This window comes from Rheinheimera sp. SA_1 (genome assembly GCF_001669775.1).
In the GTDB taxonomy this organism is placed as follows: Bacteria; Pseudomonadota; Gammaproteobacteria; order Enterobacterales; family Alteromonadaceae; genus Pararheinheimera.
On the sequence record NZ_LXWK01000011.1, the window covers coordinates 1,004,837 to 1,018,571 of the forward strand.

The 13,735-nt window shown below is 48.3% G+C and carries 3 protein-coding genes; all 3 read right to left on the reverse strand.

Annotation, left to right across the window (positions count from 1 at the left end):
- Positions 1 to 8 precede the first annotated feature (8 nt).
- The 3 genes from A5320_RS05185 to A5320_RS05195 are packed head-to-tail and all read right to left on the reverse strand — an operon-like array spanning position 9 to position 13,633.
- On the reverse strand, positions 9 to 9,488 hold the full coding sequence (locus tag A5320_RS05185; protein ID WP_157605645.1) for a non-ribosomal peptide synthetase: 9,480 nt from the start codon (positions 9,486 to 9,488) through the stop codon (positions 9 to 11).
- 31 nt (positions 9,489 to 9,519) lie between these two features.
- Positions 9,520 to 11,211 (reverse strand): cyclic peptide export ABC transporter, encoded by a 1,692-nt coding sequence (locus tag A5320_RS05190; protein ID WP_068061815.1) that lies wholly within the window; start codon positions 11,209 to 11,211, stop codon positions 9,520 to 9,522.
- 1 nt (position 11,212) lies between these two features.
- Positions 11,213 to 13,633 carry a penicillin acylase family protein gene (locus A5320_RS05195; protein WP_068061818.1) on the reverse strand — a complete coding sequence of 807 codons (2,421 nt, stop codon included), beginning with the start codon at positions 13,631 to 13,633 and terminating at the stop codon, positions 11,213 to 11,215.
- Between the last annotated feature and the right edge of the window lie 102 nt (positions 13,634 to 13,735).

The window sequence follows — 13,735 nt, forward strand, 5'->3', positions numbered from 1 at the left end:
GAATGCTCCTAAATCAAAATTTTCTTCAGACTGTCGGTGACAGTCCTTGGGTTGACGACGTCTTCCATTTGTTTCAGCCGCGATATGCGTGTTGCTTGATAGCGGACTGTCCTATTGGCAAACAGCTCCTGATAACTCAAAACCAGACCAAAACGTTCTGATAGCTGATGCTGCAACTGAGTTATCAATAACGAATGACCACCCAACTCAAAAAAGCAACTGGTGACCCCTAACTCTGTAGGTTCTAGCTGTAATAACTCCCCCCACAGCAGACATAATTGTCGCTCTGTCTCGTTGGCCGGCGGGACACGTTCTGTTTGTACGGCGATCAGATCAGGTTCAGGTAAAGCCTGTCGATCGACTTTGCCATTTGGCCGTAACGGCAGGGCATCGACAAAAATATAGGCCGACAGTTGCATGTAAAAGGGCAAACTAGCTCTGACTTGTTCGACGAGTTGTTCCCGAATTGTCGCTTGCGTTTGCGCGGTCTCCGCAACAACCAGATACGCGATCAAAAGCAGTTGCTCGCCTCGCGGCCAAGGGCGAACATAACAATTTTGCACGGCTGGATGACGAATCAACAATGCTCGGATCTCACCAGGCTCTACCCGATAACCACGAATTTTAATCTGATCATCCCGTCGCCCTAGACATGAAATGTCGCCATCGGACCGGCGGAGCCCAAGATCACCAGTACGGTACACACGACCTGCGGAGCTATCTATAAAAGGTGAATTCGCAGTTTCCGATAGGTAACCATTGGCAAGCGCACAACCAAGCACCGCAATTTCACCAACAACGTGATCAGGGGCTGGTAAACCATCATCGGCCAGAATACAAACATCGGCTCCTGTAATCGGAAGCCCTAAAGTAACCCAGTGTTGTTGCAAATCGAGATAGATTTCTTTAACCAGTACATCAGACATGACCTCAGTCGAGCCATACAAATTAAACAATCTGAGCTCAGGAAAACAATTCAACACTGCATTAGCATGTTGCTGCAGTAACGGTTCCCCACTGACAAACCAGTAATGCAAAGGCATCTGCTGTTGTTCCTGCAACGTGCAGGCAACATCCGTCAGCGCTTTCATCAACGACGGGGCTGTCACCAACCGCCGGATCTGGTGGTGTTTTAACCAATGCCAAAGCCGAGTTGTATCGCGCACCACATCACGATCACATAAAATTAAATGCGCACCGCCACACAAAGGAACCAGCAACTCCCAGACTCCCCGGATAAATGCCATCGACGTAATATGAGCTACCGGCTCTGCAAGCTGATATGGGTAGGCAGTTAACATCCATTGCACCCGATTCATCGTTGCTGCACAAGTGCCGACGACCCCTTTAGGTAAACCCGTCGAACCGGACGTGAAGATAATATGAGCTTCGTCCATCGCACTACGGGCAACAGCCTGAAAGTTATCGGCAGTCTGAGTCAGTTGAATGTGCACAGCCGGAGCATCAATACACACAACCTGCCCCTTAAAGCTGCTACACAACAACGGACAAGCCTCCTGACTTGCTATATCGGTCAGCAGCAGCGTCGGCGCTGCGTTGTTAAGCATATAAATTAATCGGCTTTCCGGCAGTTCCTGACTTAAAGGTACATAGGCACCACCGGCCTTGAGAACAGCCAATATGCTGATGATACGCTGTGCGTGTCGCTGAGTTAGAATCGCGGCACGCTGACCGGCAGAAAACCCATGGTCATGCAGATAATTGGCAAGCTGATTAACTTGACAGGCTAACTCTCTGTAACTGTATTGATGGTCTCCGTCACTCAGCGCGGGCTGAGCAGGACGCTGTTGCGCCTGAAGTTCCAGCAATTGCCATATTTGATAGTCCTCTGCAACATTCTGCTGCGGTACTGGCCAGTCCGGGCGGTTGAGCCAGCCAAATTGTAATACTGGGGTCTGTGGAGCCTGGCACAACTGCGTCAGCAGATGGACAAACTCACTGGCATAAAAACTTAATGTTTCATGGGCAAACAAAGCTTCATTGTAAACCCAGCACAACTGAATGCCTTTAGCTGTGTCGCCGCTGACATACAAAGTCAAATCATACTTACTACTCTGCGGCAGTTCAGCCTGCAGTTGCAAGCGGCAATCATCCAGCAGTAGTGTCGGCAGCTCAGTATTATTGTAATTAAGTAAGATTTGAAAAATTGGCGATTGATATAAATCTCTAACCGGATTTATTTTTTCGACAATTGCTTCAAACGGCACATCCTGGTATGGCAAAGATCGGATATGTTGTTCGCGAGTTCGCTCTAACAACAACGACCAAGCGGGATTGTCAGCAAATTCGGTCCGGTACACCGTGGTGTTTAACAATAAACCAACCAAAGGTTGTAACTGATGATGTTGTCGGCCATCAACAGGCGCACCAATCACCACATCATACTCATGACTCAGACGGCCAATATGCAATGCCAAAGCCGCCTGTAACAACATAAACAACGTCACACCAGCACTGTGTAATTGCGCCTCAAGTTCCCGGCATAACGCACTGGGCAACTCTTGTTTCAGCTGAGCACCTCTGCTTGGTTGGGTATGACGCGGACCAGCCAATGGCAAACGGTGCACCGGTGGCGCATCAGCCAGCAATTGCTGCCAGAATGCCGTTTGACTGCTCAGGTATGCGTGACCAAACCTAGCCCGTTGCCAGCGGCAGAAATCGGCATAACTAACTGGCAGCGGAGGCAGTTGCTGCACCTCACATTTGACCAAGGCCTGATATGCGCTCAGAAACTCTTGTAATAACAGCGGGATCGAACCGCCGTCTGCAACCAGATGGTGCATCGTTAGTAACAATATTCCTGCTGGTCGTTCAACACTGTCTGACGCTGAATTCGGGCTGGCTAGTTGCAGATAGGTCAGACGCATTAGCATCTCAGTAGCCGAATTAAACGTATAAGCAGCATGTTCCTGACGTAAACGTTGCACTTCCTGTTGCTGCTGTTCAGGCGCCATCGATGACAAATCAACGTGACAAAATGGTACCTGCGTATCAGCATGACGCTGCAGGAGCGGCTCTCCCTGATGAAGCACAAACCGATATTGTAAGATCTGTTGTCGTTGGACTAAAGCCGTCAGTGCCGAAGGCACCCATTCTGGCTTGAACTTGCCAAATATGGTCAAAGCTGCCGACATATTAAAAGCATCATCTAAGGGTGCCAACTGTGTTAAGAACCAGATCCTTTGCTGGGCAAAAGATAACGGACAAGGCTCATCGATATCAGCGCTTACTGGAATAAGCTGTGCTGCGGTTGGTTGTGCAGCCAGCTGAGCTGCCAGCAAACGAATTGTCGGATACTGGAAAATCATCTGCACCGTGCAGTCCAGATGTAGCGACCGACTAATCTCACTGCTAAGCCGGACCGCGAGTAAAGAGTGACCGCCTAACTGGAAAAAATGCCCGGTGACACTACATGTAGCAAGTGGATGATCTAACACCTTCGCCCAAATTGTCCTCAACTGAGCTTCTTGTAGGGTCGCTGGCTCCACTATGGCAGAGCCTGAGGATTCACTTAATCGGCTGAGCGCTGCTTTATCAGTTTTCCCATTTGGTGTCAGTGGCATTGCCGCCAACAGCTGGATTGTTGACGGTTGCATATATTCAGGCAACTGTTCCGTTAAATGGACACACAATTGCCGCTGCACCTCTGAGTCTGCTTGTCCAACTCGAGCAACCACAAAAGCCCGTAACTGGCGATGCTCACCGTCACCAGAGGCCAGTACACAAGCTTCACTAACCGCAGGCAGTTGCAGGATAACGTGTTCGATCTCCCCCAACTCCAGTCTATAACCACGGATCTTGATTTGATCATCAAGACGCCCCAAAAACGCCAGATTTCCTTGCCGATCGGCATATCGCACTAAATCACCGGTACGATACAACATTCCCTTGCCATAAGGATTTGCAATAAATCTTTCGTCGGTGAGTGCCGATTGCCCCAGATAGCCTGCAGCAACACCATCGCCGCCTAGATATAGCTCACCGGCTACCCCAAATGGTAGTAATTCCTGGGACTTGGATAAGATGTAAGCTTGGCTGTTACCGATCACTTGACCTATAACCGGGCTACCAGAAACTGGTTGCTCAAACACAGCACAAGTTGAATAAGTAGTGTCTTCAGTCGGTCCGTAGAGATTGCAGACTTTTCCAATACCAGAGGCTAACAACTGGTTTAACAACTCAGCTTTTAGCGGCTCTCCGGCCAAATTGACCACTTTGACCGTATTCGGTAATGCCTTCTGCTCATACAAAGTACGGATCGCCGAAGGAACTGTGTTAATTAAAGTTACCGCCGGTTGTATAGTCAGTAATGCGAGTGCGTTATCGACTAACACACACTGGTAGCCAAAGCATAAAGGCAAAAACAGTTCAAAGACGGACAAGTCAAAACTGAGTGATGTGCTTGCTAAAACCTGTTTTAATTCTGATGCAGAATACTGTCTCGCAGCCCAGTGCAACATCGCCACTGCATTGCTGTGACGGATGACGACACCTTTAGGCTGACCAGTTGAGCCCGAGGTGTAGATGACATAGGCAATATCTTGCGCACCGACAGTCAGCAACGGAGCCTGGACCTGACGTTCTTTCACCATATCTGCAGCGTCCAGCACCAGGCGCTGCTCAACCTGCAGCATTTCAGCCAGACCTTGATTCGTCAACAGCAGCTTGATCTGACTGGCTGTAACAATATGTTGTTGCCTGCTCACCGGATAAGCCGGATCAACCGGAACATAACCAGCTCCGGCTTTAAGCACAGCCAATACGGACACAACCATGGTAATATCGCGTTGACAACAAATGCCGATCAGATCTCCCCGATTCACTCCTAAATGTATCAACCTTGTAGCCAATGCATTCGCCATCTGATCCAGATCGGAAAAATGCCAGTCAACGCCCTGAACCTGCAAGGCAATGTGTTGTGGCCGTGAACTTACCTGCGCTGCAAACAAAGCCGGAATCGTAGCGGTACGGTCATACTCAAAGCTGTTGTGATTCAGTGTTTGCAACAAAAAATGTCGCTCAGACTCAGGTATTCCGCTGATCCGGTGCAGTGGCGCTGACAAGATATTGCTGGCACCAGATAACTGTGCAGCTGTAAGCTCTTCCAGGATAAGATGATATTGCTGACTCAGTTGCTCAATCTGACCAGCGGTAAATATACTGCTGTCGTAGAGCCAGCAAATACTCGCTTGACCATCAGCCTCGGTTATTTCGACTTCAAGCTCATATTTTAACAGTCGTTGCTCTAAGGGATACCAGGACAGGGACCCACCAGATGAGAGTACATCAACCGCAGACTTTTCAAGATAAGTCAGCAGAATCTGGCTCAAAGGCAAATAGTGGCTATCGCGCTGCACTTGGCAGGCTTCGACCACTAAATCAAATGGCAGCTCCTGATGCTGTTGGGCTGAAAGATGTACATCTCGCACATGTTGCAAAAACTGCCCGATAGTTGGCTGTGCTGTATTTACCCTCAGCACTAAGGTATTGACAAAAAAGCCGATCAGTTCAGCTAGTTGTGGCAAAGTTCGGTTTGAAATTGGTGTGGCAATCAATACATCCTGACAATTACCCGCCCGACTGAATGAAAGCGCCAACGCGGCGTGCAGCTGCATAAACACCGTCATCTGTTGCAAACGAGCCGCATGCCGAAGCTGTCCCAGTAGTGCGGCCGGCAGTATTTGTTTGAACAACCCAACCTTCACTGGCTTTTCCAAACTGGTTACGTTCACCGGCAGACTATGCCTCAATGGCGCTCCTGCCAATTGCTGCTGCCAGTAATCCCGCTGATGGTTCAGGGCGCCACTGGCCAACTGATGATGCTGCCAACGGGCAAAATCATGATATTGCAGTTCAGGAACAGCCAGTTGCGGTATTTGCTTCAGCAGTAACGCCTGCCAAATTTGTTCCAGCTCACGTAACAACAATGGTACCGACTGGCCGTCAAACGCCAGATGGTGAATGCAGAACCAAAGCACATACTCAACCTGACTGCCGTATTGCCGACAGATTAGACTGGCACGCAATGGCAGATCATCCGCCAAATTAAATGACTTTGTCGATTTTTGCTGTAGCAGCTGCAAAAAATCAGACTCAGCCATCTCAGGAATCTGTTCAACAACGAGCTGAAAAGACTCCGCAGCTAAAGACTGGAGCAGGACATCTGATTCGGTTGTACAATAGACGGACCGGAGGATCTCATGCCGCTGTAACAACATGACCAAAGCCGTCTCTAATAGCGCAGGCTCCACGGTACCGGTTAGCCGCAATGCAAAAGGCATGTGGTAATTAGCCGAAGAACCCTGCACCAGATGTAGCAACCATAATCGTTGTTGTAATAACGAAATCGGCGCGGGTTCACTCGATGCAATTGTCGGCTTTATTTGTGGTAATTGGCAGCGTTCGCTATTGTCAACAAACGTCGCCAATTGCCTTAAATTCTGGCTACCGAAGATCTGATGCAAACTCAGGTTTATCCCATAAGTTTGATTAATCTGGCTGACCAACTCAACAGCTGACAACGAATGTCCACCATTGCCAAAAAATGAAAGTTGCATATTTATCGATGCCGGCTCCACTCGCAAGACCATACCGACCAATGCAGCCAGTTGGACTTCAATTGGGCTCTCCGGCAGTCCGGCTGTTGGGATCTGTTGTGATAACTCAAGGGCAGGTAGGGCTTTTTTATTAATCTTCCCATTCGGCGTCAGTGGCAACCCAGCCAAGAAAATCACATGGTCCGGTACCATATGCGCAGGCAGCTGTGCTGCAAGTTGAGCTTTGACACTTTCAGCGTCTTGCTGCCGGGCAACCAGATAGGCTAATAACCGCTGATCTGCGACAACGACCACTGCTTCGGTCACTCCGCTCAAACCGAGCAGCGTGTGTTCAATCTCCCCTGGTTCAATCCGAAATCCTCTTAGCTTAATCTGCTCATCGACCCGGCCCAGATAAGCCAGCGATCCATCCTGTAGGTAACGAACTAAATCACCGGTCCGATAACAAATTCCGCTGTTGGCATCAAGCCGGACAAACTTCTCCGCAGTCAGCGCCGGACGCCCTTGATAACCGGCAGCCACACCAGCCCCACCCAGGTAGAGTTCGCCAATGCTCCCCAACGGTACCGGTTTCAGTTGCGCTGACAGCACATAAGCCTGGCTGCCAGCAATGACTTTACCAATCTCGGGCACCCTCGAAATACCTGTGTTGAAACATGCCCAGGTTGAGTAGGTAGTATCTTCCGACGGGCCATATAAATTGTAGACGAACTGGCAAGATGTCGACTGCAGCAGGTCATTCACTATAGCCGCTGATAAAGGTTCACCAGCCAAATTAACGGTATTGACTGATTTAGGTACAGCATCAGCCCGCAGCAAAGCACGGATAGCCGACGGCACCGTATTGATCAGACTCACATCAACTTGCTGTTCCAGTAACGACAGTGGATTGCGAACCAGTACACATTGAAAACCAAAACACAACGGAACAAATAGTTCAAACATCGACAAGTCAAAATTTAACGAGGTGCTCACCAAAACCGACCTGAGTTGATGATCACTAAAAGTTTGCCGTGCCCAGTACAACAAAGACAACAGGTTTCGTTGTCTAATCAACACGCCTTTGGGCTGTCCGGTCGATCCCGAAGTGTAAATACAGTACGCAAGCTGTTCTGCATGCATCCCGGCCAGCTGCGGGTTGTGTTTAGGAAATGCTGTCAACTCCGGATGTTGATCTACCACAATGACCTGTGTTGCGCCAAATGGATTGGGCAGACCAACCTGTGTTAATACCACGCCAACCTTGCAGTCACTCACGATGTAGGTCAGACGTTGTTCCGGATATTCAGGATCCAACGCCACAAAGGGTATCCCGGATTTCATTGCAGCCAACACAGCAACAACCATTTCTACAGAGCGATGACAATGTATGCCAACAAACTGCCCCGGTTGCCACGATAGCTCCAGCAATCGGTGGGCTAACTGGTTTGCCTGAACGTTGAGTGCCGAATAGGTCAGTTGCTGCTTTGCGCAAATCAGTGCGGTCTTGGCTGGTTCTGCCAGAGCCTGTTGTTCAAAAAGCTGATGGGGCAATATCTGTGTGTCAAACAACAATTCAGGTCCTTCAGACCAGTGCTGCAATATCTGTTGTTCCTTCGGTGGGATGACCTCGTAACTGTTTATCGAAGCAGTCGGCTGTTCCAACAGTTGGTTGAATAGCAGGTCCAATCGACCCAGCATCAATTCAATCTCAGTTGCAGAGAAATATAATAGATTAAAATCAACCTGAATTTCGGCCTGTTGAGTATCCCCATACTCCCAAATAGTCAGCATCAACGGGTTTTGTTGATGCTGATGACTCAGATACACAAGATGAGCTGGTTGCCCATCAAAATCAAGCTGACTGTCAAGCCGTAGATAGTTGAAGCCAATATCATACAGCCATTCACGCCCGGTACCTTTAACAAATTCACGGAACATTTCACCAACCGGATACCGCTGATGTTTGTAATTTTGTCGACTTTTCTGCGCAATCTGCCTGCAAAGTTCGTTCAAGGTAGCGTCAGCATCAAGTTCCAATAATACCGGTATCACGCTGACAAAAACACCAAGACTCATTTTGTCCATTTTGCTGCTACGGTTATGCACCGGGCAACCGAATAACAATTGATGCTGTTGGTAGCAACGGCTGAAATATATGGCTACCAAGGCATGATACAACTGAGCCACTGGAACCTGCAGTTGTTTGGCTAAACCTGCAAACGCTAAGCTACGTTTCGCAGAGATTTTCAGTATCTGACGCTGGCTCGGACTAAAAGCAGTGTTCTGTTGACGAAAATGTTGGACCTGAAACAATTGTTCCGGGAGATGCTGCAAAGTTTGTTGCCAGTACAACCTGTCTACTTCGTATTTGTCACTGTGATTGTAAGCAATATTCTGTTGTACTATGTCGGGCCAGCATTTCCCCACTGTTACCACTGATGCGTCCTGATAATAGTTACTGAGTCTGCTCGCCCAATTCGCAAAACCCCAACCATCCATACAAAGATGGTGCGCTTTACCAACATAATACCATCGGTCAACACTGAGTTTTAACAGATAAGCATCAAACAGTGGAACCTCATCCAGTGGCATTGTGCGCTGAAAATGGGCACTGAGCCATTGGTCCGCTTGAAGCAACGGATCTTCAGCCTGACTGAAATCCAGCACCGGCAACCTTGTATCGCGCACAGAGCTGATAAACTGAGTCACTCCTTGAGACGACAACCGCAATCGAATCCCAAACACATCACATTGCTCGATCAGTTGCTGATGCGCCCGCTGTAATCTGTCGAGATCAATAGCAGGCAAAGCAATATAACCGCCGACATTATAAAGCGGGAGCTCGACAAAATGTAATTGATCAAAATAGATATCTTGCTGCACCGCTGTAAGTGGCAGGCATTGTTGTGACATCGCCGGTGTATTCACGCTTTATAAACTCCAGACCATTCAATCCAAATTACTGACAAGATGCCAGCGCAACCGACTTATCGCGTCGGATAGAAATCAGCCGACCACCGTCCATTTTCAGCAGTTGATCGGCTAAAGGGAAATATTTGTCATCATGGCTGATAACAACCACCGCTTTGCCGGAAGCTTTTAGATCCGGCAGTATCTGTCGATAAAAAATCTCTTTGAACTCCGGATCTTGATCAGCTGCCCACTCGTCAAACAGATACAGGTTTTTATCATCCAGATAAGCAACCACTAGAGCAAGACGTTTGCGCTGTCCATCAGACAATGCTGTGGTGGAAAATTTACCATCAGTTACTTTGACCAAATGCGCCAGTTTTAAATCTACTAAATACTGTTGTAGTTTTTGTTCTTTCTCACGCGTGAGATCACTCAATAGCCGATCGAACAAATAATAGTTAGAAAAAATCGCGCTGATCTCATGGCGAAAACTGTTCAGTTGCTGTGCCGCTACCTTCTGATTACCAAATACAATATCACCTGTTGTGGCTTGATAGTGCAAAGTAATTAACTTACTCAAAGTCGATTTACCAGACCCATTACCGCCAACAATAAAGGTAATTTCTCCACGATGTATCTCCAAATCAATCGGTCCAACAGCAAAACCAGCCTCTTCACCATAAGATGGGTACCTGTAACATACTGAGACAAACTGCAGGGTTTGCCACTCTGCCACTGGTACTATCGTTGTATCACAACCTTCCGTAGGAAGCTCCCCCAACAACCGATGCAACTTTCGGTACGATACGCCAGCTACTGTAAGCCCAGGAATTGAGTTCAGGACGATCGCAATAGGGGTTGTAATGTACAACAGAGCCATGACAATACTTACCAGTTCGTGGCTGGCGATAGTGTAATGATTTAATGCAATAAAACTGACAACACCAATCACAAAAAAACTCAGTAAATCCCCAAGGCTGACAGTTGCTCTGGTCACCGCATGCCCGACACTTTCAGTTCTGAGTAGCTTTTCTTCTTGCGCTTTTAATAACAGATTGTGGTAAAACGTCGATTTATGCTGGTCCAACTTCAGTTCTTTGGCACCGTAGATTAAGCCTTTTATTGATTCCTGTAGTTGATCGTTTAACTCCCGATTTTTCTCAAACAAACGCCTACCAAAAATCATTGGTAACTGATAGACCAGAATACCAGCCACCACGGATAACACCACCAACTTAAATACCGAAGCATTCAGATACAACAGAAATCCGAGCATGCCAATTAAAGTCACCGAATTGACGAATATTGCGGGGATTAACCGTGCCCCCAGCACTATCCTTGGCACATCCAAATTGACGGCGCCAATCAGTCGTGCCGAACCTGCTTTTTCCAACGCTACGACTGACGTCGCACTAATACGCTGATAAAACGACATCCTGAAATTACGTGCAACTCTCGCCCCGACCTGTAACAGCATGATTTCAGACAGACTCCGAGTCAGCAAAACCACAATGCAGGCAAACAGATATAACATTGCCATTTTAGGATCAGACACTTCGATATCCCCCGGTAACAACAATGTTCTGTTCAGCTCCGGAAAAGCCGGATCTGCAGGCTCTATACTGCTGATAACCAGTGGAATCAAGGCCGAGTAAAAAATGCCTGCCAGAATACCGAGTAGCACTGAAAAAAAGACTTTATAAGGCGCTGCGGCCGCAAACTGACGGATTAGCCCCACATTAATGCTCCTGTGCCGCGGGTAACAGCTGTAACACCGTGACTGATTGTTTTTTATTTAAATCGACATACTGCTGTTGTTGAAACAGTTGCAACATATCGCTGAAATGCGGACTCATCATCTGACCCGACTGACCGGTCGAGTTGATCAGTAGATGTACTGGCGTCTCTTTAGACATTTGCATGATTTGCCGAAAGCCAACACCAAAAGTTGCGGTAAAACCATCATTGTCCTGATAAGTCGCTGCTGTTGCCTGCACTGTATCCGGCGCTCCAGCGGCTTCCGTTGTTAGCTCAAATAGTTGATTCAGACCTTTGACGTCACTAAATGGTGTATGCCGGAACACGCTACGCTGCTGTGCACCCCAGCGCCAAGCGGCCATGTCACTACCCAAATGGCGGCGCAAATCTTCAACAGCCAGTTGCAGCGAAGTCGTCACAACAGCGTGACAATTTTCAACAGCTGCTGTATTCACGTCATCACACCAGGCTGACTCCTGTTGCAACCAACTGGCAATGCTGTCGGCAGTCACTAGTGCCGACATGGCCGTCAGCGTCGACTCAGACCCTTTTTTCTGCCAGTATCCCTTCAGTTCGTCGTTAAACAGTTGTGTGCGAAGGTAATACAGCCAAGTATAGTAAATACTGGCACCCACACTCTGTTGATCAGCACGCAAATCCCAGTGCTGCAACTGTGTAATCACATTCTGCAAATCTGCAGTTCCAGTTTGATGCCTAATGAGCTGCCGGAATAGCTTCTTTGCTGACAAATCAACAGTGTCGCTCTGGTGCTGACGTGTTTGCTCAATAGTCAGTTTTGTTGAGGCTGTGGTGCTGTTGGCCAGCAATTCTCTGATCCGTTCTGCTCGGCTGGCCGGCGCAAAATCATGTGAAATCACATAAGGGTAAGTACTATCGACATTTGCATTGTTTGCATTCACGATAAATCCTTCTGGCGGGTTGTAACTCATAGGTAATTCCGCAAACGGGATATACCCTATCCAATTGCCCTGTGCCTTATGATGCTCACCCGGCAAGGTGCCATTCCCACTCTCACGTAACGGGATCCGGCCAATCCCTTTGAAACCGATGTTACCAGCGGTATCAGCATAAAACATATTTAGCGCCGGCGCTGTATGTTCAGCGGTTGCTGCCAGAAACTCGGTCCAGTTACGAGCCCTGTTCAGCCGATAAAATGCCTGATAGGTCGTGTCGTGCCGGTCTACCCCAACCCAATGCAACGTCATTGGTTGTGACACGGTAATAACACCATCAGAGATTACAGGTCCGCTTGCAGTTTGGCGAACCTGGATAACGACTGGCTTTAACGGATCCCGCAACGCACTAGGGAAATCAGCTCTCACCTGAATTGTTTCAGACCTGGTAACAAAATCCGTCCAGCGCCCATCCTGCCAGTATTGCCTGGGGTTCGCCGGATTCAGCCGCTCAATATTCAGGTCTTGCACATCGGCCATCATATTTGTACCGCCCCAGGCTATATCAGCATTGCGGCCAAAAATAATGACTGGCAACCCAACCAGCGTCATCCCGCTCACCTGCATATTCGGTATCTGCTGGCTGACTGCATACCACAAAGATGGTGTTTGTAAGCCAAGATGGGGATCATTTGCCAGTAAAGCTGCACCACTGGCAGTGAGATGTCCGGACACGACCCAAGCATTACTACCAACATTAGTACCACCTACCGCAAAATGTTGCTGCAAATCGGTCAGCGGAGCCAGTAATCCCTGCAAAGAATCAGTGTTTGGCCATTGTCGTGCTGTTCGCGACAGTGGGATCCCGTCCTGCGGGAAAAACAGAGCCACTTGTTCAGGAGTAAGCAATTGCAGAGCAATCATCCGTTGCAATTCCTGCCGAAAGTTCCCAGCCAGATTTAATGCAAACATTTTTGACCAGGCTAAGCTATCAACAGGTTGCCAACCTTGCGGTTGAATGTTCAGCAGGACAAATTCAGCAGGTAACTTTGTTTGCTTGGCAACCCAGGCATTAATGCCATCCGAATAAGCCTGCAATGATGCCAGTACATCGGGCTCGAGCTGTGACAACGCTTGTTCAGCTGCCTGCCGGATCCCGAGTGTCCGTATCCAGACATCCTGTGCCAGCGTTTTTTTGCCAAAAACTTCACTTAAAGTGCCAGAACTGAGCCGCTTCTGGACTTCCAACTGCCATAAACGATCTTTTGCATGAAGGTAACCCATTGTAAAATATAATGATTGCTCGTTTTCTGCTTCAATCACTGGGATCCCGTAGCCATCAGTTCTGACAGTAACCGGCGCAGTTAAACCGACCTCAGTCACGACGTCCTGTGACCCCGGCATTGCAAAGAGTGAATAAAAGCCCCAACCCAATCCCAGTAAAACCAGCAGCATTGTGCCAGCCAGACTAAGCAGAAAAATCCGCATACCATTCCCTCATTTGATCTGACATTTCTAGCCAGACAGGTATTTAAACGCCTGTGTGTTGCCTGAATCTGCTACAGATTGAGCAAGCGTAAAGGTTACCGC